Annotated in this window: 22 protein-coding genes; 17 read left to right on the plus strand and 5 right to left on the minus strand. The window is 68.3% G+C overall.

Annotation, left to right across the window (positions count from 1 at the left end; genetic code table 11):
* Positions 1–130: 130 nt before the first annotated feature.
* A complete protein-coding gene (locus DAT37_RS22835; protein ID WP_109526864.1) occupies positions 131–685 on the plus strand; it encodes a DUF4334 domain-containing protein in 555 nt (184 codons plus the stop codon).
* A 54-nt stretch (positions 686–739) separates the two neighbouring features.
* Here the strand turns inward: DAT37_RS22835 and DAT37_RS22840 are convergent, their stop codons facing one another.
* Together DAT37_RS22840 and DAT37_RS22845 are read right to left on the minus strand one after the other, a co-directional pair.
* Positions 740–2,002 carry an SLC13 family permease gene (locus tag DAT37_RS22840; RefSeq protein ID WP_109526865.1) on the minus strand — a complete coding sequence of 421 codons (1,263 nt, stop codon included), beginning with the start codon at positions 2,000–2,002 and terminating at the stop codon, positions 740–742.
* A gap of 53 nt (positions 2,003–2,055) precedes the next feature.
* A complete protein-coding gene (locus DAT37_RS22845) occupies positions 2,056–3,030 on the minus strand; it encodes a quinone oxidoreductase family protein (RefSeq protein ID WP_109527340.1) in 975 nt (324 codons plus the stop codon).
* 55 nt (positions 3,031–3,085) lie between these two features.
* On the opposite strand from DAT37_RS22845, the gene DAT37_RS22850 reads away from it, so the two are divergent.
* On the plus strand, positions 3,086–3,694 hold the full coding sequence (locus DAT37_RS22850) for a TetR/AcrR family transcriptional regulator (protein ID WP_408637427.1): 609 nt from the start codon (positions 3,086–3,088) through the stop codon (positions 3,692–3,694).
* Between the two features lie 8 nt (positions 3,695–3,702).
* Here the strand turns inward: DAT37_RS22850 and DAT37_RS22855 are convergent, their stop codons facing one another.
* Complete coding sequence (locus DAT37_RS22855; RefSeq protein ID WP_109526866.1) at positions 3,703–4,416, minus strand: HD domain-containing protein; 714 nt, start codon at positions 4,414–4,416, stop codon at positions 3,703–3,705.
* A gap of 144 nt (positions 4,417–4,560) precedes the next feature.
* On the opposite strand from DAT37_RS22855, the gene DAT37_RS22860 reads away from it, so the two are divergent.
* Complete coding sequence (locus DAT37_RS22860) at positions 4,561–5,463, plus strand: hypothetical protein (RefSeq protein WP_109526867.1); 903 nt, start codon at positions 4,561–4,563, stop codon at positions 5,461–5,463.
* A 47-nt stretch (positions 5,464–5,510) separates the two neighbouring features.
* Here DAT37_RS22860 and DAT37_RS22865 read toward each other — a convergent pair whose 3' ends face one another.
* Together DAT37_RS22865 and DAT37_RS22870 are read right to left on the minus strand one after the other, a co-directional pair.
* Positions 5,511–6,137: an alpha-ketoglutarate-dependent dioxygenase AlkB gene (locus DAT37_RS22865; RefSeq protein ID WP_109526868.1), complete on the minus strand. Its 627-nt coding sequence runs from the start codon at positions 6,135–6,137 to the stop codon at positions 5,511–5,513.
* 90 nt (positions 6,138–6,227) lie between these two features.
* Positions 6,228–6,779 (minus strand): TetR/AcrR family transcriptional regulator, encoded by a 552-nt coding sequence (locus DAT37_RS22870; protein WP_109526869.1) that lies wholly within the window; start codon positions 6,777–6,779, stop codon positions 6,228–6,230.
* A gap of 99 nt (positions 6,780–6,878) precedes the next feature.
* Here DAT37_RS22870 and DAT37_RS22875 point away from each other — a divergent pair, with 99 nt between their 5' ends.
* The 14 genes from DAT37_RS22875 to DAT37_RS22940 all read left to right on the plus strand — a co-directional run bounded on the left by DAT37_RS22875 (position 6,879) and on the right by DAT37_RS22940 (position 23,732).
* Positions 6,879–7,727, plus strand: coding sequence for an SAM-dependent methyltransferase (locus DAT37_RS22875; RefSeq protein WP_232839934.1), 849 nt, complete (start codon positions 6,879–6,881; stop codon positions 7,725–7,727).
* A gap of 156 nt (positions 7,728–7,883) precedes the next feature.
* On the plus strand, positions 7,884–8,519 hold the full coding sequence (pyrR, locus tag DAT37_RS22880; protein ID WP_109526870.1) for a bifunctional pyr operon transcriptional regulator/uracil phosphoribosyltransferase PyrR: 636 nt from the start codon (positions 7,884–7,886) through the stop codon (positions 8,517–8,519).
* The gene (locus tag DAT37_RS22885; RefSeq protein WP_109526871.1) at positions 8,516–9,475 is read left to right on the plus strand and encodes an aspartate carbamoyltransferase catalytic subunit; all 960 of its coding nucleotides are present in this window, start codon (positions 8,516–8,518) and stop codon (positions 9,473–9,475) included. Before pyrR ends, DAT37_RS22885 begins: the two co-directional genes overlap by 4 nt.
* A gap of 49 nt (positions 9,476–9,524) precedes the next feature.
* Positions 9,525–10,826, plus strand: coding sequence for a dihydroorotase (locus DAT37_RS22890; RefSeq protein ID WP_109526872.1), 1,302 nt, complete (start codon positions 9,525–9,527; stop codon positions 10,824–10,826).
* Positions 10,826–11,323 (plus strand): PH-like domain-containing protein, encoded by a 498-nt coding sequence (locus DAT37_RS22895; RefSeq protein ID WP_109526873.1) that lies wholly within the window; start codon positions 10,826–10,828, stop codon positions 11,321–11,323. The genes DAT37_RS22890 and DAT37_RS22895 overlap by 1 nt, the downstream gene beginning before the upstream one ends.
* Positions 11,320–12,489, plus strand: coding sequence for a glutamine-hydrolyzing carbamoyl-phosphate synthase small subunit (gene carA / locus DAT37_RS22900; protein WP_109526874.1), 1,170 nt, complete (start codon positions 11,320–11,322; stop codon positions 12,487–12,489). Before DAT37_RS22895 ends, carA begins: the two co-directional genes overlap by 4 nt.
* A complete protein-coding gene (gene carB, locus DAT37_RS22905) occupies positions 12,489–15,836 on the plus strand; it encodes a carbamoyl-phosphate synthase large subunit (RefSeq protein ID WP_109526875.1) in 3,348 nt (1,115 codons plus the stop codon). The genes carA and carB overlap by 1 nt, the downstream gene beginning before the upstream one ends.
* Before the next feature lie 27 nt (positions 15,837–15,863).
* Positions 15,864–16,688 carry an orotidine-5'-phosphate decarboxylase gene (gene pyrF, locus DAT37_RS22910; protein WP_109526876.1) on the plus strand — a complete coding sequence of 275 codons (825 nt, stop codon included), beginning with the start codon at positions 15,864–15,866 and terminating at the stop codon, positions 16,686–16,688.
* Positions 16,689–17,271: 583 nt separating this feature from the next.
* A complete protein-coding gene (gene mihF / locus DAT37_RS22915; RefSeq protein ID WP_040708330.1) occupies positions 17,272–17,592 on the plus strand; it encodes an integration host factor, actinobacterial type in 321 nt (106 codons plus the stop codon).
* A gap of 8 nt (positions 17,593–17,600) precedes the next feature.
* Entirely contained in the window at positions 17,601–18,182 is a 582-nt protein-coding gene (gene gmk / locus DAT37_RS22920; protein ID WP_109526877.1) for a guanylate kinase, read from the plus strand.
* Between the two features lie 144 nt (positions 18,183–18,326).
* Positions 18,327–18,599 carry a DNA-directed RNA polymerase subunit omega gene (gene rpoZ / locus DAT37_RS22925; RefSeq protein ID WP_109526878.1) on the plus strand — a complete coding sequence of 91 codons (273 nt, stop codon included), beginning with the start codon at positions 18,327–18,329 and terminating at the stop codon, positions 18,597–18,599.
* Between the two features lie 18 nt (positions 18,600–18,617).
* Positions 18,618–19,874: a bifunctional phosphopantothenoylcysteine decarboxylase/phosphopantothenate--cysteine ligase CoaBC gene (coaBC, locus tag DAT37_RS22930; protein ID WP_405177109.1), complete on the plus strand. Its 1,257-nt coding sequence runs from the start codon at positions 18,618–18,620 to the stop codon at positions 19,872–19,874.
* A gap of 211 nt (positions 19,875–20,085) precedes the next feature.
* Positions 20,086–21,297, plus strand: coding sequence for a methionine adenosyltransferase (metK, locus tag DAT37_RS22935; RefSeq protein WP_109526880.1), 1,212 nt, complete (start codon positions 20,086–20,088; stop codon positions 21,295–21,297).
* Between the two features lie 143 nt (positions 21,298–21,440).
* Positions 21,441–23,732 carry a primosomal protein N' gene (locus DAT37_RS22940; protein WP_456320123.1) on the plus strand — a complete coding sequence of 764 codons (2,292 nt, stop codon included), beginning with the start codon at positions 21,441–21,443 and terminating at the stop codon, positions 23,730–23,732.

Raw genomic sequence — 23,732 nt, forward strand, 5'->3', positions numbered from 1 at the left:
CGTTCCTCGAGCGCACTCGAGGTCAAGCGGTGTGGCGCAGCACACGGTGGCTGCCCCGACCTGGTGGCACACCGGGAGTGAGAGATAGCTACAGTTGTTCTCGCAACAGTGCTGTGTGAGGAGAGCTGGGATGACATCGAATACTGTCCGGTCGGCGACCGAGGAACTGGCGCGGTTGCAGGCCGACGGGTGCACACCCGAACAGGCGTGGGCACTGTTCGATCGGCTGCCGGTGGCGGCGGTCGACGAGATCGTGACCGGGCGCTGGCAGGGTTCGGAGATCCGGACCGGTCACCCGTTCGACGGCGTACTCGGCGCGTCCGGCTGGTACGGCAAACAGTTCGACGACGCGAATTCCGTCCATCCGCTGCTGTTCTCCGACACCGAGGGCAAGATCTTCGCGGTCGACCCGCGCCGGGTACCGCTCTCGCTCACCGGGAAGGTACCGCTTCCCGGTGTGCGCGCCGTCCGGAAATCGTTGCGTTACACCGGAATCGCCCTACGAACCCAGCGCTACACGGCTCGCCTGCGCGCCGTCGAATACCGCGGCGTCCTCAGCGCGGCGATGGTCTACGACCACCTGCCCATCATCGACCACTTCCGCCGGGTCGACGCCGACACTCTGTTCGGCGTGATGGATATGCGCGGCATGACCGAACCGTACTTCTTCATCCTGCGTCGCTGATCCGTTCGGGCGACAGCGCCGTACGGTTCTCGATCGGCGCCGACGGTGCCCAGATCATCCGAGGGCCAGCAGTGCGGCGACGGCGCTCGTCGTCGCGAGAATCGCCAGGATCGCCCCGGTGACGACGAAGCGCGTCATCGGGACGCGGACACCGTGGGTTCGACAGAATTCCAGGCACAGCAGGGTGGCAAGCGATGCCCACGGCGTGATGATCGGACCGACGTTGGTGCCGATCAGCAGGGCCAACAGCTGATCGCGGTTCTCCACCGGCACCACCGCCTCACCAGCCGTGTAGGCGGGCAGGTTGTTGGCGATATTGGACAGTGCGGCACCCGCTCCCGCCGCGCGATACGCGCCTTCCGCACCGGAATCGGAACCTATGAGCGCGTGCATCACATCCGAGAGTCCGAACCGGCTCAGCGTCGGTACGACGAGGAAAAGGCCGACGACGAAGACCAGCAACCGCCAGGGGATCAGCGACCATCTCAGCGCGCGGCGATCGATGATCGCGAAGGCCCCGACGGCGATCACCGCGGCGAGGGTGGCCGCGATCTCGATGTGGTCCCCGAGTAGCGGGATGGACACGATGAACAGCACGCAGGCCGACGCGGTGGTGTACATCAGCGCGCGTTGTCCGGAATTCTCGGGGCGTACGGGTTCGGGGGGTAGGTACCGGTCCGCGTCGCGGCGACCGCGTCGCCAGTAGAAGATCCAGAGGCAGAGCATGGTCACCGCCGTCGACACCAGTTGCGGCGCCCACATGGTCGCCGCGAATTCGGTGGCGTCGAGTGCGACGCGGTCGGCGGCAAGCAGATTCGTGAGATTGGAGACCGGCAGCAGCAGGCTGGCGGTATTCGCCAGCCACAGCGTCGTCATCGCCAACGGCAGCGGCGCGATACGCGCGGGCGCCGCGAGCGCCAGCACGACCGGGGTGAGCAGCACGGCGGTGGTGTCGAGGTTGAGCAGGGTGGTCGTCGCCGAGGCGAACAGCACGCACAGTCCGAACAGCGCCGGATAGTTACCGCGCCCGAGGATCGCGAGCCGATGCGCGATCACAGCGAATACCTTGGCCTGCCTGGTCAGTTCGGCCAGCACGATGACGCTGCCGAGGAACAGCAGCAGTGGTCCGATGCGCCGCATATTGTCGGCGGCTTGCTCACGCGGTAGTAGTCCGGTGGCGACGCACAACAGCCCGATCAGCAAGAGTGCGACCCGCACCCGGTCCAGCACGCCGAATCTCGCCCACCGTGACGGCTGTTCGGACGTCGACGGACTCGACGACGGGTTCGCAGCGGCGGAGCCGACCGGTTCGGGCACTACTGCATGATCGCAATCCGGCGGTCCACCGGCCGGTGCGGGGCGGTCGGCGCTCAGCTGGTCACGGGTCGCAGCACGATTTTGCCGAGCGGTGCCCGGCCTTCGACCAGTCGGTGCGCTTCGTCGGCGCGCTCCAGCGGCAACACGGATTCGACGAGGGGATCGAGTTCCCCGTTCGCCGCGAGTGCCAGCGCCCGTCCGCGATTGGCATCGACGACCGCCAGCCACCGCGGTCCGGCGCAGCCGACGAAAGTGAGTCCGCGGGCGATCAGGTCGGCGGCCGTGACCTGGGCCGGTGCGCCGGAGAGGAATCCGTAGCCGAGCATGCGCCCGGACAACGGGGTGAGGACGTCGAGCAGCGCCGCGGCGGTGGCGCCGCCGATGGAGTCGAACACGACGTCGATGGTCGTGTCGCCGAGGTGGTCGCGCAGCCGCGCGGTCCACTCCGGGTCGCGGTGATCGAAGACCTCCGCCGCACCGAGGGCGCGGGCTCGTTCGGCCTTGGCCGGTCCGCCCACGGTGGCCAGCACCCGGATTCCGCGTCGGGCGGCCAGTTCGGTCAGCGCCGCGCCGACGCCGGTCGCGGCCGCCTCGACCAGCACCGTCTCGGTGCCGGTGCACGCGGCCGCGTCCAGCAGGGTCACCGCCACCGAGCCGCTCATCAGCACCGCCGCCGCCTCGGCCGCCGAGAGTTCCTCGGGTACGGGGGTCGCGGACACCGCGGGCGCGCGGACATATTCGGCGTACGAGCCGAAACCGGCGGTGGCGACGGCGACGCGCCTGCCGACGAGGGCGGCGTCGACCTCGGGCCCGGTTTCGGCGACGATTCCCACGGCCTGGAATCCGAAGATCAGCGGCGGTTCGGCGGCAAGCGGGAATGCCCCCGAACGCAGTGCGATCTCGGGGTACAGCACCGGAATCGCCTCCGTTCTGATCGTCAGTTCACCCACGCCGGGACGCGGTGTCGGCATCTCGCGCGGCACCAGTACCTCGGGGCCGCCCGTACCTGTCATTACGATTGCTCGCATCGAGAACTCCATAATTTGACTGCCGGTCCAGTTCGAAGCGAAACGATATGGACCGTTGGTCAACTTGTCAATGCAGGAAGTGGGTGAGATGGCCGAGGACCGTCCGAGGGAACGTGCCGACGCCGCACGAAATCGGCGCGCGATACTCGATGCGACCAGGGCGTTGCTGGCCGAATACGGGGGTGAGGCGATCACCATGGATCGGGTGGCCGCCGCCGCCGGGGTCGGGAAGGGGACCATCTTCCACCGGTTCGGCAGCCGGGCGGGTCTGCTGCACGAACTCGTCGCCGAACCCGCGCTCGCGCTGATGAACGCGGTGCAGGACGGTCCGCCGCCGCTCGGTCCAGGAGCCGAACCCGGTGACCGGCTGCTCGCCTATTTCGGCGCGATGACCGAACTCGTCGTCGACAATCTCGAACTCATGGTCGCCTACCGGTCGGAGTCGCCCCATCCGCGAAGCGAGGAGTTCCACGCGTTCTGGGCCGCGCACATCACCGCGCTGTTGGCCGAGGCCAGGCCGGACGTGGACGCCGAGGTCGTCGGAGCGCTACTGCTCGCCCCACTCGGCGGAGAACCGGCCGCGCGCATGGTGCGCGCGGGCGAGGCGGACCGCCTGCGCGCGGGTGTCCTCGCGCTGGTCGAGGCGGTCCTGCGACGGCCATGAGGCGGGGTTCAGTCGCTGTCGAGGATCGCCTCGAATCGTTCGTCCGCGCGATCCAACTGATCGAGGATGAGCTGTTTGACGTGATCGGCCAGCGGTGTGTCCGGCCGGTTGACCAGGTCACGGTATATATCGGGCAGCGGTTGGTACTTGGTGGCCAGCCGTTCCATCGCCGGACCGGTCGCGTAGAGAATTCCGACGCCGTTATCGGTGAAATCGGAGAATTTCACGATCCGCGCCCACGGTGCCCGATCGAGTTCCGCGGCGATATGTTCGCGATATTGTTCGTGCTTGTCCCGATCCGGGTCCGGGGTCGGATTCGTCACGGCCGCGACGATATCGGCGACACGGGTGCCGAAACGTTCGGCGAGCACCGCCAGCGCGGCGGCCTTCGGTTCGCCCGGTTGTTCCCCCGCCAATTCCCGCGGGTGGTCCTCGACCGAGTCGTGCAGCAGGCCCGCCACGACCAGATCGGGATCGCGGACCTCATAGTGGCTGATGATCCGAATCGCCACCCGCAGTAGATGACTCAGATACGGCTCGCGGCCGTAGCGATCGTCGCGATGCAGGTCGGCGGCCAATTCCAGGGCGTCGACGACCCGATCGGCATCCGGAAGTTCCGCGATTTCGAGCAGAAGTCGTTCTCGCAGCCCCGCTTCGCCGTAGACCTCGCTGATCGTATGCAGCGGCATCACGGCCAAGACCCCCGCCCCTGGATTGCTCATACAGCCAATCTATCCGGGTGCGCGCTCGCGCGCTGTGCGGCGGGACACCCCGGCCACCGCCGGTCGGCGACGGAAAATGCGTTGCCGAACCGAGTTCGTCCGTGGTCTCCTGTCTTTCACAGCGAGCCGAAACGGAGGATTATCGTGGCCGCGCAACAGAAACGGCCGCGTCACGGTTCGGCCGATAGCGACATACTGAAATTGCACCGTCGCACGATGGTGCTCGACGGCCGTGTGTTCACGGTGCTCACACTGCGTCCCGGTGACGATTTCCGCTTCGCCACCAATCGTTACCACGACACCTGGCACGTGCTGTCGGACTGGCGCGGCGCGCGGGTGTCCGCGCGGTTGCTGTGGGGTCTGTCCTACCAGCGTCGGCCCGGCACCCTGGTCGTCATCGATCCGGCGCATCTGGACCCGAACCCGTTCGACGCGGCCCCGTCCGATCCGATCGTTCTGGTGCCGTCGGATCTCACCGTGTTCACCGCGGCCGCCGCCGCCGCGTTGCGCGCCCGGTTGCCGTTGCGCGACCGCTCGCAGGGCACGGTCGGCTGGCAGACTTTCGGCCTGAAACCCGCACTCGCGCGGCGACGTGCGTGGGATTCGGGTGGATCCGGCACGGCCGCATCGCATTACGTGGCGAAACCGGTCGGCTGGACCCGGATCGACCGGGTCGGCGGCACCCTCGCGATCTACGGCGGGCCGGATCAGCTGCGGGAGTGGGCGATCGATCTCGAGCGGCTCGGTGAATACGCCCGCGACGGTATGGACTACCTGTACCTGGACTACCCGAAAGTCGACGGGGAGGTCCAGATCTTCCGGCAGTACCGCAGGGAGGTGAGTGTCGCCCGGCAGGCGCGGGCGGAGGTCACCGCCCGGTTGCGGGATTCACGAGTGAACTCGGCACCGCGTCACCGGCGGCGCTCGCCCGCGGCGGGCGGTGGGCCGGTCGTCGCGCCCGCCGATCTCGAACAGGCCATCCACGCGCACGCCGTCACCGTCCGTCGTCGCCGGAATCCCGCACCGATTCGGGCTGTGGACAGTTGACCGTCGAGCGCACCTGCTCGGCTTTCGGGAAGCCCGCCGACCCAGGTTCAGCGCACGCCGCGCGGACGGAACTGGATGCTGATTCTGGGCCCGGTCGGCCTGCGCGATTTCGGGACCGCGTGTTCCCAGGTCCGCTGACACGATCCGCCCATCACCAGCAGATCTCCGTGGCCCACGTGGTACCGGATACTCGCGCCGCCCCCGCGTGGACGCAACAGCAGTGCCCGCGCGGCGCCCACCGACAGGATCGCGACCATGGTGTCGTCGGTCGCGCCCCGGCCGACGGTGTCGCCGTGCCAGGCCACGCTGTCGTGCCCGTCGCGGTAGTAGCACAGGCCGGCCGTGCGGAACGGTTCGCCGAGTTCGTCGCGATAGTGCGCGCTCAGCGCCGTGCGCGCCCGCTCCAACGCCGGATCGGGCAGCGCGTCGCTCTCGTCGTAGAAGCGCGTCAGTCGCGGCACGTCCACGACCCGGTCGTACATCGGCCTGCGCTCCGACTGCCACGGCACCTCGGCCGCGAGCCGTTCGAAGAGTTCGTCCGCCCCGGTCATCCAGCCCGGCAGCACATCGACCCACGCGCCCGCGCCGAGCGACGTGCGGCGAATTCCCTCCAGCGGACCGAGTTCGATCTCACCGAATCCGTCGAGCAGTGAACCCTGTAGTGGCGTCGACATGGCGTCGAATGTACGCCCGATCGAACGTATGTGCTAGCGGAATTCGGACCGTGGTGTCGCGGACGTACCGGTCCCCGCGGTGCGCGGGAGCTACCCGTCGATGATGTCGAGTGCGATCCGGGTGGCGGCGGCGTGCGATTGCTCCTCGGTCAGCTCCAGATCGCCCATCATCGCCAGGCTCCAACTGATGGCGAGCAGCGCCTGGCGCGCGTGGAAGACCGCCATCGGGTCGCGATCGGGAGCGGTCATCGAATCGGCGAGGGTGCGAAACTGGTAGCGCAGACTCGTACCGAATCCGAGCTCTCGGAAAGCGGGCTGATTCTCGTGCCAGAACCGCACCATGTCCCGTCCGAGACCGTGTAGCAGATCGCTGTAGCGGATCAGGATTTCGCGGGCCCGTTCGCGACCCTCGGGTGCGGTCGCGGCCCATTCGACGATGTCGTCGACGCCGCGGCGCAGGTCTTCCGACAGGCTGGCGACGATATCTTCCTTGGTTCGGAAGTGGTAGTACAGCGCGGCTTTGGTGACCCCGAGGCGTTCGGCGATCTCGCGCAGCGAGGTCTTGTCGTAGCCGCGTTCGGTGAACAGTTCCATGGCGACGGTCCGAATCCGCTCACGCGTGTCGCTGCGACGTCCGTCCATGGATCCCTCCGTTCTGCTTGACGACCGGCAAGCAGAAGCCTAGCTTCGGCGAAGGGCGAAAATACCTAGTCGGTCGACAAGTTAAATCGAGGAGGATTCGTGGCCGAAGAGCAGGTGCCGATGGCGGGGGTGGCGATGACGGCCGTCGGCGTCGCGGTCATCCGCGCGACGGAATCCGAACGCGCCGACCGCCTCTACGACGATCCGCTGGCGCGAGATTTCGTCGCCGCCGCCCGGCTCGGCTTCGAGGGCACCGAGGACGGACGGGCGCGGTGGGCGCGGGTCGAGGCGCTCGCCGCGAAATTCTTCGACGGCCGATCGCTGACCGTGCGGGTCATCGATGACGAGATCGTCCGGGCGGTGGACAACGGATGTTCGCAGTTGGTGCTGTTCGGCGCCGGATTGGACACCCGCGCCTACCGGATGGCGCTGCCGGCGCGGGTGCGGTTGTTCGAGATCGACCTGCCCGAGCTGTTCGCCTTCAAGGAACCGATTCTCGCGGCGGCGGGCGCGACCGCGACCTGTGCGCGGCAGGTCGTCGCCGCCGATCTCCGCGCGGACTGGGTGTCGGCGTTGGTCGCTTCGGGCTACCGCGCCGATCTGCCCGCGCATTGGGTCGACGAGGGGGTGCTCGACTACCTCCCGCACGCCGACGCGCTGCGCCTTGCCGAGTGGATGACCGAAATATCCGCCCCCGCGAGCAGTTTCGCCCTCGGGCGGTTCGATGTGGCGCCGCAGCGCGAGCGATACGCCGAACTCGGACGGTTGGTGGGAGCGACGGCTTCCGCCGATCGGCGTGGACTGGGACCGGACGGCGAACGTTGGCTGGCCGAACACGGTTGGCGCACCCGCTTTCATCCCTGGGACGATCTCGTCGAGTCGTTCGGCCGACCGGAAATGGCGGGCGGGTCGGCGGCCGGTCTCGTACGAGCGGTGCGCCTGCCGTAGTGCTCGGGGTGCCGGCGTGGTCGAGCTCACAGGCCGTGCGTGGCGGGGCTCACAGGGGGATACCGCTGGTGGGAGGGCGCTGTCGGGCGCTGTTAGGCTGCTAGCCGTAAGACATCCTTTAACGGACCGTCCGGTGAGGCGGGGAAGGAGGTCGGCATGGCTGTGCCCGGAGATCGGGTCGCCAAGTCCGGCGGTGCCGAGGTATCGCAGCGGCACGCACCCGAGTGGGTACAGGCGGGGCGCGAGCTGTTGTCGGCCTCCGATGTGAGCCGGACCATCGCGCGGATCGCGCACCAGATCATCGAGAAGACCGCGCTCGACTCGGGGGAGACCGGCGCGGCGCGCGTGGTGTTGATCGGTATTCCGACCCGAGGCACCACCCTGGCCGCGCGGCTGACCGAGAAGATCGAGGAGTTCTCCGGGGTCAGGCCCGCGCTGGGATCACTCGACATCACCCTCTACCGCGACGATCTGCGCAGCCGTCCACACCGTCCGCTGGAACGCACCTCCGTTCCCGACGGCGGTATCGAGGACGCGCTCGTCGTCCTGGTCGACGACGTACTGTTCTCCGGGCGCACCGTGCGCTCCGCGCTGGACGGACTCCGGGATCTCGGCAGGCCGCGCGCGGTCCAACTCGCGGTGCTGATCGACCGGGGACATCGCGAACTGCCGATCCGCGCCGATTTCGTCGGGAAGAACGTGCCGACCTCGCGGTCGGAGGACATCGCGGTACTGCTCACCGAACACGACGGCCGCGACGGCGTCTATCTGCGCCAAGAGGAGGCACAGTGAGGCATCTGCTGACCGTCGCCGATCTGGATCGCGACGCGGCCACCGAAATGCTGGACGAGGCGGAACGATTCGAGCAGGCGCTGCTCGGGCGCGAAGTGCACAAACTTCCGACGCTGCGCGGACGCACCGTGATGACGGTCTTCTACGAGAACTCGACCCGCACCCGCGTCTCCTTCGAGGTCGCGGGCAAGTGGATGAGCGCCGATGTCATCAATGTCAGCGCGAGCAGTTCGTCGGTGTCCAAGGGCGAATCGCTGCGCGACACCGCGCTGACCCTGCACGCCGCGGGCGCCGACGCGCTCATCGTCCGACATCCCGCCTCCGGCGCGGCGCATCAGATCGCGCGCTGGATGGACAGCTGGGCCGCGGCCGGGCGCGGAACCTCGCCCGCCGTCATCAACGCCGGTGACGGCACGCACGAACATCCGACCCAGGCCCTGCTCGACGCGCTCACCCTGCGTCAGCGCCTCGGCGATATCGAGGGCAAGCGGGTCGTCATCGTCGGCGACATCCTGCACAGCCGGGTCGCGCGCTCGAACGTCTTCCTGCTCGCCACGCTCGGCGCCGAAGTGGTGCTCGTCGCGCCGCGCACGCTGCTCCCGGTCGGTGTCGAGGCCTGGCCCGCGCGGATCTCGCACGCGCTCGACGCCGAATTGGCCGGCGCGGACGCGGTGCTCATGCTGCGGGTCCAGGCCGAGCGGATGAACGGCGGTTTCTTCCCGTCGGCGCGCGAGTACGCGGTGACCTACGGACTGTCCGAGCGCAGACTCGGACTGCTCGACGAGCACGCGGTCGTGCTGCACCCCGGCCCGATGCTGCGCGGCATGGAAATCGCCTCGGCCGTGGCGGATTCGCCGAAGGCCGCGATCCTGCAACAGGTGACCAACGGCGTGCACATGCGGATGGCGGTGCTGTTCCGGCTGCTGGTCGGCACCCAGGAGGCGGTCGCGGTATGAGCGCGGAGATTTGCATCGGCCACGAGATCCGGGCGGAAGGCGGCGCGGCATGAGCGAACTGTTGATCAAGGCCGCACGGCGCTACGGTGAGGGCGAACCGGTCGACGTGCTGGTGCGCGACGGTGTCATCGTCGAGATCGCGCCGCGGATCGCCGCGAGCGAGGCCGCCGAGATCGTCGACGCGACGGGACAGATCCTGCTGCCCGGCTTCGTCGACCTGCACACCCACCTGCGCGAACCCGGACGCGAGGACACCGAGACCATCGAATCCGGTTCCGCCGCGGCCGCTCTCGGCGGATACACCGCGGTGTTCGCGATGGCCAACACCAATCCGGTCGCGGATTCGGTGGTCGTCACCGATCACGTGTGGCGGCGCGGCAGGGAAGTCGGCCTGGTCGACGTCTATCCGGTGGGCGCGGTCACCGTCGGTCTCGCCGGAAAGCAGCTCGCGGAAATGGGCACCATGGCCGCCGGAGTCGGCGCGGTGCGCATGTTCTCCGACGACGGCCACTGCGTCTACGACCCGCTGATCATGCGCCGGGCGCTGGAATACGCGAACTCGCTCGGCGTGCTGATCGCCCAGCACGCCGAGGAGCCACGGCTGACCGAAGGCGCGGTGGCGCACGAGGGTCCGACCGCGGCGCGCCTGGGCCTGGCCGGATGGCCGCGCGCCGCCGAGGAATCCATCGTCGCCCGTGACGCGCTGCTCGCCCGTGACGCGGGCGCCCGCGTGCACATCTGCCACGCGTCCACCGCGGGAACCGTCGAGCTGATCAAATGGGCCAAGGCCCAGGGGATTTCGATCACCGCCGAGGTCACCCCGCACCACCTGCTGCTCGACGACTCGCGCCTGGAGACCTACGACGCGGTCAACAAGGTGAATCCGCCGCTGCGCGAGGCCTCCGACGCCGCCGCGCTGCGGCAGGCGCTGGCCGACGGGGTGCTCGACTGTGTCGCGACCGATCATGCCCCGCACGCCGAGCAGGACAAATGCTGCGAGTTCGCGGCCGCGCGACCCGGCATGCTCGGTCTGGAGACGGCGCTGTCGATCATCGTGTCGACCATGGTCGAACCGGGTCTGCTCGACTGGCGCGGTGTGGCCAGGGTGATGAGCGAGCGGCCCGCGGCCATCGTCGGACTCGACGAACACGGCAGGCCGATCGAGGTGGGCGAACCGGCCAACCTCACGCTGGTCGATCCCGAGGCGAGTTGGACGGTGCGCGCCACCGAACTCGCCAGCATCTCGAACAACACGCCGTTCGAGGATATGACGTTCCCCGCCAAGGTCACCACGACATTGCTGCGGGGTCGGATAACCGCCCGCGAGGGCAAAGCGGTGGGAGCTCCGTAATGGAAAGAACACTGTGGGTGATCGGGACGCTGGCGTTCTTCGTCATCGGCGTCTCGCTGATGTACCGAGGGTGGCAGCGCCGCGCCGCGAGTCAGGCCGAACGGATCGGCGAACTGCCGACCGTGCCCGCCGAACTCGGGGCGCAGGTATTGGAGCCGACGACCGGTCTCTACCTGGGCAGCACCATCGCGCCCAGCTGGCAGGACCGGATAGCGGTGGGTGACCTGGGGTTCCGCGCAACAGCGGAACTGACCAGGTTCGAACGAGGGATCCTGCTGCAACGCGACGGGGCGGCGGTGATCTGGATTCCCGAGGAGTCCATCACCGCCGTGCGGACCGAACGCGGGCACGCGGGCAAAGTGATGACGCAAGATGGTGTGCTGGTAATTCGCTGGAAGCTGCCGACCGGAACCGAGATAGATACCGGTTTCCGAGGTGACGACAAGACGGTGTACCCGGCGTGGGCCAGGACGATGACGGGAGATGAGCAAGGATGAGTGCGGTATCGGGTAACGATTCGGCGGGGGGCGGTGGCCGGGCGACCGGCGGGCACGACGAAGCCGCGCTCGTGCTCGAGGACGGCCGGGTGTTCCGCGGCACCGCCTACGGCGCGGTGGGCGAGACGCTCGGCGAGGCGGTGTTCTGCACGGCGATGACCGGGTATCAGGAAACCCTGACCGACCCGAGCTACCACCGTCAGATCGTCGTGGCCGCCGCCCCGCAGATCGGCAACACCGGCTGGAACGACGAGGACGACGAATCCGGCAAGATCTGGGTCGCCGGTTACGTGGTCCGCGATCCGGCCCGCCGCGCCTCCAACTGGCGCGCGACCGGAACCCTGCCCGAGGCGCTCCAGCGTCAGGACGTGGTCGGCATCGCGGGTGTCGACACCCGCGCCCTCGTGCGGCATCTGCGCACCCGAGGTTCGATGAAGGCGGGCATCTTCTCCGGCGACGCCCTCGCGGGCACCGAGGAATTGCTGGCCAGAGTCAACGGCCAGCAGTCCATGCTCGGCGCCGATCTCGCCCGCGAGGTGAGCACGGATTCGGTCTACACCATCGAGCCCGCGGGTGATCATCGCTTCACCGTCGTCGCGGTCGATCTCGGCATCAAGACCAACACCCCGCGCATGTTCGCCGAACGCGGGATGCGGGTGCACGTGGTGCCGTCGACAACCTCGATCGACCAGATACTCGAACTCGATCCGAACGGCGTCTTCCTGTCCAACGGCCCGGGCGACCCGGCCACCCAGGACGGCGCGGTCGCGCTGACCCGCGGCGTGCTGGAGAAGGGGCTGCCGCTGTTCGGCATCTGCTTCGGCAATCAGATCCTGGGCCGCGCGCTCGGGCGCAGCACCTACAAGATGAAATTCGGCCACCGCGGCATCAACATCCCGGTCGTCGAGCACGAGACCGGACGCATCTCGATCACCGCGCAGAACCACGGCTTCGCGCTGGAAGGTGAACAGGGCGAACGTTTCGACACCCCGTTCGGCAAGGCCGAGGTCAGCCACATCTGCGCCAACGACGGCACCGTCGAGGGTGTGCGACTGGTGGACGGTCGCGCGTTCTCCGTGCAGTACCACCCGGAGGCCGCCGCCGGACCCCACGACGCCGCCTATCTCTTCGACCGTTTCGCCGGTCTCATGGAAGGAGCCTCCTGATGCCTCGCCGCGAGGATCTCGAACACATCCTGGTCATCGGCTCCGGCCCCATCGTCATCGGCCAGGCGTGCGAATTCGACTACTCCGGCACCCAGGCGTGCCGGGTGCTGCGGTCGGAGGGACTGCGGGTATCGCTGGTCAACTCCAACCCGGCGACGATCATGACCGACCCGGAATTCGCCGACGCCACCTACGTGGAGCCGATCACCCCCGAATTCGTCGAGAAGGTCATCGCCAAGGAACGCCCCGACGCGATCCTGGCGACCCTCGGCGGGCAGACCGCGCTCAACACCGCCGTCGCACTGCACGAGAACGGGGTGCTCGAGAAGTACAACGTCGAGCTGATCGGCGCGGATTTCGAGGCCATCCAGCGCGGTGAGGATCGGCAGAAGTTCAAGGACATCGTCGCGAAGGTCGGCGGCGAGAGCGCTCGCTCACGGGTCTGTTTCACCATGGACGAGGTCCGCGACACGGTGGCCGAACTGGGCTTCCCCGTGGTGGTCCGGCCGTCGTTCACCATGGGCGGCCTCGGCTCGGGCATGGCATACAACGACCAGGATCTCGACCGCATCGCGGGCGGCGGCCTGGCCGCCTCACCCACCGCGAACGTCCTCATCGAGGAATCCATCCTCGGGTGGAAGGAATTCGAACTCGAGTTGATGCGGGACAGCCGCGACAATGTCGTGATCGTCTGCTCGATCGAGAACGTCGACCCGATGGGCGTGCACACCGGTGACTCGGTCACCGTCGCGCCCGCGATGACGCTCACCGACCGCGAATACCAGAAGATGCGCGACCTGGGCATCGCGATCCTGCGCGAGGTCGGCGTCGACACCGGCGGCTGCAATATCCAGTTCGCCGTCGATCCGGCCGACGGTCGACTGATCGTCATCGAGATGAATCCGCGCGTGTCGCGGTCCTCGGCGCTGGCCTCCAAGGCGACGGGTTTCCCGATCGCCAAGATCGCCGCCAAACTGGCGATCGGCTACACGCTCGACGAGATCGTCAACGACATCACCGGGGAGACCCCGGCCTGTTTCGAACCGACGCTGGACTACGTCGTGGTCAAGGCGCCGCGGTTCGCGTTCGAGAAATTCCCCGGCGCCGACCCGACTCTGACCACCACCATGAAATCGGTCGGCGAGGCGATGTCGATCGGCCGCAACTTCTCCGAGGCGCTCGGCAAGGTGCTGCGTTCGCTCGAGACCAAGGCGACCGGGTTCTGGACCCAGGACGACGGGCAGTGGGCTCCGGTCGACAACAATGTCCAGGCCGCCGTCGAGGCGATCCTCGAGGATCTGCGCACGCCGACCGAAGGACGGATCTACCAGGTAGAGCGGGCTTTGCGCCTCGGCGCGAGTATCGAGGTGGTCGCGCAGGCGTCCGGGATCGACCCCTGGTTCGTCGCGGAGGTCGCCGGACTGGTCGAACTGCGCGGCGAGATCCTCGACGCACCGGTACTGGACGAACCGCTGCTGCGTCGCGCGAAGCATTACGGACTGTCGGACCGTCAGCTCGCCGCGCTGCGCCCCGAACTGGCGGGCGAGACCGGCGTGCGCGTACTGCGCCACCGGCTCGGTATCCGGCCGGTCTTCAAGACCGTCGACACCTGCGCCGCCGAATTCGAGGCCAAGACCCCGTACCACTACTCGGCCTACGAACTCGATCCCGGGGCCGAATCCGAGGTCGCGCCGCAGCGTGAGCGCGACAAGGTGATCATTCTCGGCTCGGGACCGAACCGCATCGGCCAGGGCATCGAATTCGACTACTCGTGTGTGCACGCGGCGCAGACGCTGTCGGCGGCCGGCTACGAGACGGTCATGGTCAACTGCAATCCCGAGACCGTCTCCACCGACTACGACACCGCCGACCGCCTCTACTTCGAGCCGCTGACCTTCGAGGACGTCCTCGAGGTCTTCCACGCGGAATCCGAATCCGGCACCGTCGCGGGCGTCATCGTGCAGCTCGGCGGACAGACTCCGCTCGGCCTCGCGCAGCGGTTGACCGACGCGGGCGTTCCCGTCGTCGGCACCAGCGCCGCCGCCATCGACTTGGCCGAGGATCGCGGTGAATTCGGTGAGGTGCTGGTCGCCGCCGGATTGCCCGCGCCCAAGTACGGCACCGCGACCACCGTCGCGCAGGCCAAGAAGATCGCGGCGGGCATCGGCTACCCGGTGCTGGTGCGGCCGTCCTATGTGCTCGGCGGGCGCGGCATGGAGATCGTCTACGACGAGAATTCGCTCGAGGGCTACATCTCCCGCGCGACCGAACTGAGCCCCGATCGCCCGGTGCTGGTCGACCGGTTCCTCGAAGACGCCATCGAGATCGACGTCGACGCCCTGTGCGACGGCGAGGAGGTCTACCTCGGCGGCGTCATGGAGCATATCGAGGAGGCCGGTATCCACTCCGGCGACTCGGCCTGCGCCCTGCCCCCGATCACGTTGGGGCGCAGCGATATCGAGGCGGTGCGCCGGTCCACGGTGGCGCTGGCCAAGGGGATCGGCGTCAAGGGCCTGCTGAACGTGCAGTACGCGCTCAAGGACGACGTGCTCTACGTGCTCGAGGCCAACCCGCGCGCGAGCCGCACGGTCCCGTTCGTCTCCAAGGCCACGGCGGTGCCGCTGGCCAAGGCGGCGGCCCGGATCACCATGGGCGCGACCATCGCCGAACTGCGCAAGGAAGGCATGCTGCCCGCCGAGGGCGACGGCGGCCACGTCCCGCTGGACGCGCCGGTCGCGGTCAAGGAAGCGGTGCTGCCGTTCCACCGGTTCCGCCGCGCCGACGGCAGCGGGGTCGATTCGCTGCTCTCCCCGGAGATGAAATCCACCGGCGAGGTCATGGGCATCGACGCCGATTTCGGTACCGCCTTCGCCAAGAGCCAGGCCGCGGCCTACGGCTCACTGCCCACCGAGGGCACCGTGTTCGTCTCGATCGCCAACCGCGACAAGCGCGCCATGGTCTTCCCGGTGAAACGCCTGCACGACCTCGGGTTCCGCATCCTCGCCACCGAGGGCACCGCGGAGATGTTGCGCCGCAACGGTATTCCGTGCGAGCAGGTCCGCAAGCATTCCGAACCGGATACCGCAGAGAACGCCGGGGACAGGCTGCCCAGCATCGTCGATCAGATCCGCGACGGTGAGATCGACATGGTGTTCAACACCCCGTACGGCAATTCGGGGCCGCGCGTCGACGGTTACGAGATCCGCACGGCCGCCGTCGGCGTCGACATCCCCTGCATCACCACCGTGCAGGGCGCCGCGGCGGCGGTGCAGGGCATCGAGGCGAGTATCAACGGCGGAATCGGGGTGCGCTCCCTCCAGGAGCTGCATTCGGTGCTGCGTGGCTGATTCCGACCCTATGAAGGAGGCGGTTCGATGAAGACGTTCGGTGACCGATTACTGCGCGCCACGGCGCATTTCGGCCCGGTCTGTGTCGGCATCGATCCGCATCCCCAGTTGCTGGACGCGTGGGGACTGACCGACGACGCCGACGGCGTGGAGAAATTCGCGGAGATCTGCGTCGAGGCCTTCGACGGGACCGTCGCGCTGGTCAAGCCGCAGGTCGCCTTCTTCGAGCCCTACGGTTCCGGCGGTATCGCGGTACTGGAGCGGACGATCGAGGTGCTGCGCGCCTCGGGCACGCTGGTGCTGGCCGACGCCAAACGCGGCGATATCGGCTCGACCATGGACGCCTACGCCAGGGCCTGGCTCGGTGACGGATCCCTCGGCGCCGACGCGGTGACGGTGTCGCCCTATCTCGGATTCGGATCGCTCTCGCCCGCGCTCACGCTGGCCGAGGCCAACAACCGCGGGGTGTTCGTGCTGGCCGCGACCTCCAATCCGGAGGGCGGTCAGGTGCAGCGGGTGGTCGCGGCGGACGGGCGGACCATCGCCCAGTCCATCGTCGACGAGGCGGCGCTGTGCAACGCGGGCGCGGAATTCGGGTCGGTGGGCGTCGTCGTCGGGGCGACGCTGACCGAGGCTCCCGATGTGTCGGCCCTCAACGGCCCGATCCTGATGCCGGGTGTCGGCGCGCAGGGCGGCGGCCCCGACAGTGTGCGCGCGCTGGTGCCCGAGGCGATGTTGCGTTCGGTGCTGCCCGCGGTCTCGCGCGAGGTCCTGCGTGAGGGCCCCTCGGTATCGGCACTGCGTGCCAGGTTGAACGCGATTCAGGACGAGTTCGCGTTCCTGCGTTCCTGAGCTCCCCACCGCGACGCCGAGGCCCTCTGGCGGGCAGCCAGGTGGCACTCCGGGCCGGTTGGGCGCGCTCGCGGACCGCGTGCGGTCGGCGGTGCCGCCCGTCGGGCCGCCGGGGATCCCTCGGTGTACGGAAAACAGGAATGGAAGGCCCCGGATTCGACGGAATCCGGGGCCTTCGTCGTCTCGGATCCGGCGTGCGGGGAGTGATCCAGGCCACGTATGGGGACATGTGTTCGATCCGACACGCGGGAAGTTGCGCCGACACGCCGACAATTTCCAGAAAGTTCCTGGTCGGGCGGGTGTGTGGTTGCTGGGGGTCCGCGCGGCGCTACCGCTACCGCTCCGCTATCCCTCATATTTCCGGTATATCCCCAGGTCGCGGGGTGTTTCAGGGGAATGGCGGTACGATCACGGCAGCGAGCGAGGCATTGTGCGGATTCGGCCGCTCGCGCCGAGGTGACAGTCGGAATCATGCGCTGACCTGGGGGGCGGGTTCGCAATTGCAGGACGTCGTGGGTACGGTCGCTGAGACTGTCGGGTTACCGGCAGGAGTTTATGCAATGAACGATGAGACGGAGGAACCGTGGCCCTTCCCCAGCTGACTGACGAGCAGCGCGCCGCTGCTTTGGAGAAGGCGGCGGCCGCTCGCCGCGCTCGGGCGGAGCTCAAGGAGCGTTTGAAGCGTGGTGGCACCGACCTGAAGAGCGTGCTCAAGGATGCCGAGACCGATGAGATTCTCGGCAAGATGAAGGTTTCGGCGCTGCTGGAGGCCCTGCCCAAGGTCGGCAAGGTCAAGGCAGCCGAGATCATGACCGAACTGGAGATCGCTCCCACCCGCCGTTTGCGCGGGCTCGGCGATCGGCAGCGCAAGGCGCTGTTGGCCCGGTTCGACTTCGACGCCTGATTACGAGGGTGGTCGAACACACGCGGAAGGGTCGACTGGTTGTACTGGTCGGCCCCTCGGCCGTGGGCAAATCCACGGTCGTGCGGTGCGTGCGGGAATTCCTGCCCGAACTGGTCTTCAGTGTGTCCGCGACAACCCGGGCCCCGCGGCCCGGGGAAGTCGACGGACTGGACTACCGGTTCGTCTCCCGAGCCGAGTTCGACGCCATGATCGAGGCGGGCGAACTGCTCGAATGGGCGGAGATCCACGGCGGACTGCAGAGGTCGGGCACCCCTGCGGGTCCGGTACGCGAGGCGCTGGCGGCGGGCAAGAACGTGCTCGTCGAAGTGGACCTCGAAGGTGCCCGTTCGGTACGTCGGGCGCTGCCCGAAGCCATACTCGTCTTCCTGGCCCCGCCGAGCTGGGACGAACTGGTCTCCCGGCTCACCTCGCGCGGGACCGAATCCCCCGAGGTGATCGCCCGTCGGCTGGAGACCGCGAGGATCGAATTGGCGGCCTGTGACGAGTTCGACATCGTGATCGTGAACGACGAGGTGACCAGCGCCTGTGAGCAGTTGGTATCGTTGTTCGTCAGCACTATTTCGAGATAGGCTGCGCGCTCTTCGTCGTCGTCGGCACGAAACCGGGCCGACGACCGTCGCGCGGCGATCCCGAGACTCGAGTACCCGCTGATCTCAGTACCCGCTGATCCAGCACCCATCGATTTTCACCGACGAACCGCAGGAGCCTCCTCAGTGAGCGAAAAGACCGTGCACGTGTACGACACTCCGATCGGCCTGACCAACCCCCCGATCGATGAGCTGCTCGAGCGCACGTCGTCCAAGTACGCGCTGGTGATCTACGCGGCCAAGCGTGCACGTCAGATCAACGATTACTACAACCAGCTCGGTGACGGCATCCTCGAATACGTCGGCCCGCTGGTCGAGCCGGGTCTGCAGGAGAAGCCGCTGTCGGTGGCCATGCGTGAGATCCACTCCGATCTGCTCGAGCATTCCGAAGGCGAATAAGATCGTCGTTCTCCCCGCGTGGGCGGGGAACAGCCACCCGGAGGGCCAGTGACCACACGGATCGTCGTCGGTGTCGGCGGAGGAATCGCCGCATACAAGGCGTGCGCGCTCGTCCGTCGTTTCACCGAGACCGGGCACGAGGTGCGGGTGATCCCCACCGAGTCGGCGTTGCAATTCGTCGGCAAGGCCACCTTCGAGGCACTGTCGGGGAACCCGGTGCACACCGACGTGTTCACCGATGTGCCCGAGGTGCCGCACGTGCGCCTGGGCCAGGAGGCGGACCTCGTCGTCATCGCCCCCGCCACCGCCGATCTGATGGCGCGCGCCGCCCACGGCCGCGCCGACGACCTATTGACCGCCACCTTGCTGACGGCCCGATGTCCGGTATTGATCGCGCCCGCGATGCATACCGAGATGTGGGAGCATCCGGCGACGGTGGCCAATGTCGCGACGCTGCGCGAGCACGGCGCGATCGTCATGGAACCGGCGTCGGGACGGCTCACCGGAACCGATACCGGTCCGGGCAGGCTGCCCGAGCCCGAGGAGATCTTCGGGCTCGCCATGCTGCTCCAGGAACGCCCCGACGCGATTCCGCGCGATCTGGTCGGCCGCCGGGTGGTCATCACCGCGGGCGGCACCAGGGAACCGCTGGATCCGGTGCGCTTCCTCGGCAATCGCAGCTCCGGTAAACAGGGCTACGCGCTGGCCAGGGTGGCCGCTCAGCGCGGCGCTCAGGTCACCCTCATCGCGGGCAACACGATCGAGATGGCCGCACCCGCCGCCGTCGACCTGGTGCACGTCACCACCGCCGAACAGCTGAAAACCGCCGTCGACAAGCACGCGGTCGGCTCGGACGCGGTGATCATGGCCGCCGCGGTCGCCGATTTCCGGCCGACCAATGTCGCCGCCGCCAAGATCAAGAAGGGCGCGGGCGAACCGGACGTCATCGCGTTGACCAAGACCGACGACATCCTCGCCGGTCTGGTGCAGTCGCGACGCGACGGCCAGCTGCCGGGCACCTCGATCGTCGGATTCGCCGCCGAAACCGGCGACGAGCAGGGCGATGTACTCACCCACGCGCGCGCCAAACTCGCGCGCAAGGGCTGTGACCTGCTGGTCGTCAACGCGGTCGGCGAGGGCAAGGCGTTCGAGGTCGACACCAACGACGGCTGGCTACTCGGGGCCGACGGCACCGAACAGGCCCTCGATCACGGATCGAAGGCCTTGCTCGCCAGTCGGGTCCTCGACGCGCTGACGGTCCTGCTGCACGCCTGAGTCGCGACGATCGATATCGTTGCGACGCCGAGGATCCGCCCACGGGGCATCCGGTCGGAATCCGGGGCGTGAACCGTCTGGGTCGGACGCGGTAGGTCCACACTGTGCGCCGAAGATTTGGAATAGTCTGAGTTCAAGGGTTGCGCTGTGGCGCGGTCGCACTACTGTCGTGGCCCGATACGAGAAATCCGTCGAGGAAGAGGGAACAACTGTGCCCACGTCTGGCAGCCGCCTATTCACCAGTGAGTCCGTGACCGAGGGTCATCCGGACAAGATCTGTGACGCCATCAGCGATTCCATCCTCGACGCCTTACTCGCGCAAGATCCGCGCAGCCGGGTGGCGGTGGAGACGCTCGTGACCACCGGCCAGGTCCACGTCGCCGGTGAGGTCACCACCTCGGCCTACGCCGATATTCCGAAAATCGTCCGCGACAAGGTCCTCGAAATCGGATACGACTCGTCCGCAAAGGGTTTCGACGGGAACTCCTGCGGCGTCAATATCGCGATCGGCGCCCAGTCGCCCGATATCGCCCAGGGCGTCGACACCTCGCACGAGGCCCGCGTCGGTGGCGAGGACGACGCGATCGCGCGTCAGGGCGCCGGTGACCAGGGGTTGATGTTCGGTTTCGCGACCGTGGACACCCCCGAGCTGATGCCGCTGCCGATCGCACTGGCCCACCGGCTCTCGCGCAAACTCACCGAGGTACGCAAGACCGGTGTGCTGCCCTACCTGCGCCCGGACGGCAAAACCCAGGTCACCATCGAATACGACGGCGACCGCCCGGTCCGGCTCGACACCGTCGTGCTCTCCACCCAGCACGCCGCCGATATCGATCTCGACAATATGCTCGCCCCCGATATCCGCGAGAAGGTCGTCGACGCGGTGCTGGCCGATCTGAACGTGCCGACCCTCGACACCTCCGACGTACGGCTGCTGGTCAACCCGACCGGTAAATTCGTGCTCGGCGGCCCGATGGGCGACGCGGGTCTGACCGGCCGCAAGATCATCGTCGACACCTACGGCGGCATGGCCCGTCACGGCGGCGGCGCGTTCTCCGGCAAGGATCCGTCGAAGGTCGACCGCTCGGCCGCCTACGCCATGCGCTGGGTCGCCAAGAATGTCGTCGCGGCCGGACTGGCCGACAAGGTCGAGGTCCAAGTGGCCTACGCCATCGGCAAGGCGGCGCCGGTCGGTCTGTTCGTCGAGACCTTCGGCACCGAGAAGGTCGATCCGACGCGTATCTCCACCGCGATCACCGAGGTGTTCGACCTGCGTCCGGGTGCGATCATCCGCGATCTGGATCTGCTGCGCCCGATCTACGCGCAGACCGCCGCGTACGGCCACTTCGGCCGCACCGACGTCGATCTGCCCTGGGAGAGCACCGACCGCGCGGACAAACTGCGCGCGGCCGTCGGCCTCTGAAACCGGCGGGTACGGGTCGCCCCGGCGTGAAGAGGGCCGTGGCGAAAGCCCTCGGCCCTCCCTCGGACCCCGGGTCCGAGGGAAGCACGCCGACCACCACATCGACAACAGCGGGACTACCCATCGCACGGGTACTCCCGCTGTTGTCGCCTGCTCACCTCGACCGGGACTTCGACTACCTGGTCCCGCCCGAGTTCGACGACATCGCCCAGCCCGGCGTGCGCGTCCGTATCCGTTTCGCGGGCCGACTCGTCGACGGGTACCTGCTGCGTCGGCTCGCGCACACCGAGCACACCGGGAAAATGGTGAAACTCGAGCGTGTCGTCTCCGCGGAACGCGTGCTCACCCCCGAAATCCTCGACCTCGCCACCGCCGTCGCCCATCGCTACGCGGGCACCCGCGCCGACGTTCTACGTCTGGCCGTTCCCCCCAGGCACGCGCGGACCGAGAACGGTGGAAGCGCGAAGAAGGGCGCTCCCGATCCGAGCTTGACGGTGGAGGACACCGAGTTCAACGAGCAGCAAGCGGACCCCGGGGATCGCGAAGTATCGCTCGACGGTTCGGACGCGGAGAACATCCCGGATGCCACCGAAGAGACCGTCGACGGCACATCGGACACCGCTGTCCTGGATGACGATGCCCAGGTAGCTCTTCAGCGGTCGGTGGCGAGTCCGGCCGACGCCGCGTCCGCGGATGTGCGGATCCGGGATGTGGAATCGGCGAGTGCCGATGAGGCCGCGCATGCGGGAACAGAGATCCCGGATGCCGGGACGGTGAATCCGGACGACGCCGAGGCCGCGCGAATCGAGACATCCGATCCGAAACTGTTCGATCCGCAGCCGTGGGACCGCTACATCCACGGACGGGCGTTTCTCGCGGCGCTCGGACAGGGCAAGGGTGTGCGCGCGGCGTGGCAGGCGCTCCCCGGCGAGGACTGGGCTCGACGGCTGGCGGAATTGGCGGCCACGGTCGTCGGTGCGGGGCGCAGTGCGATCCTGCTGGTGCCCGATCAAAGGGACCTGGACCGGGTGCTGGCGGAATGTGCTCTGCTGCTAGGGGATTCGGCGGTCGGCCTGGCGGCAGGGTTGGGTCCGGCGGCGCGGTACCGGCGCTGGCTCGCGGTGTTGCGGGGGAGTGCGCGGGTGGTCGTCGGCACGCGCGCGGCGGTGTTCGCCCCCGCCGCCGACCTGGGATTGATCGCGGTGTGGGACGACGGTGACGACACCTACGCCGAACCGCGCGCGCCCTATCCGCACGCGCGTGAGGTCGCGATGCTGCGCGCGCACGAATCCGGCGCCGCCTTCGTCGCCGCCGGATTCGCCAGGACCGCCGAGGTGCAGGCGGTGGTGGACTCCGGTTGGGCGCACGATCTGGTCGCGGACCGGTCGGTGCTGCGCAAGCACACCCCGCGGATCAGCGCGCCGGGTGATTCGGATCTGGCGCTCGAACGCGATCCGATGGCCCGCGCCGTGCGCATTCCCGGCGTCGCCTTCGCGGCGGCGCGGTCGGCGTTGAAGGAGGGCGCGCCGGTACTGGTCCAGGTGCCGCGTCGCGGCTATGTTCCCGCGCTCGCCTGCACGAAATGCCGGACCCCCGCGCGTTGCAGGCATTGCAACGGACCGCTCACGTTGCCGGAAACTCGTGGCGGCCGGAATGATCCGAACGCGGCGCACAGTCCGAGTTGCCGGTGGTGCGGGATCGTGGAGGCCGGATTCCGCTGTCCGGTGTGCGCGTCACGCGCGCTGCGCGCGGTGGTGATCGGGGCGCAACGCACCGCGGAGGAACTCGGGCGCGCTTTCCCCGATGTGCCCATCCGTGGGTCGAGCGGCGGCGCGCTGCTCGACACGGTGGAACCGGGGCCGCAGGTGGTGGTCGCCACGGTCGGTGCCGAGCCGACGGTGCGCGGCGGCTACGGTGTCGCGCTCCTGCTGGACAGTTGGGCGCTGCTGGGCCGGGCCGATCTGCGCGCGGGCGAGGACGCGCTGCGCCGTTGGATGTCGGCGGCGGCCCTCGTACGCGCGCACGGGCAGGTGATCGTGATGGCCGAACCGTCCATCCCGACCGTGCAGGCCCTGGTCCGCTGGGATCCCGTCGGCCACGCGCGCGCCGAGGTCGACAGTCGCGCCGAGGTCGGATTTCCGCCCGCGGTCCGGTTGGTCGCGATCGACGGCTCCACCGAGGCGATCGCCGAATTGCTCTCCACCGCGGCACTACCCGATCGCGTGGAAGTGCTCGGCCCGGTGCCGCTGCCGCCCTTCGCCCGGAAGCCGTTCGCGGGTGATTCCCCCGTCGAGGTCGAACGCATGATCCTGCGTGTGGACCGTCGCGAGGGTGCGGCGCTGTCCAAAGCGCTGATCACCGCGCAGGCCATCCGCAGCACACACCGCACCGACGCCCCGCTGCGCGTGCAGATCGACCCGGTCGACATCGGCTGA

This window comes from Nocardia aurea (assembly GCF_003123685.1).
GTDB classification, from domain to species: Bacteria; Actinomycetota; Actinomycetes; order Mycobacteriales; family Mycobacteriaceae; genus Nocardia; species Nocardia aurea.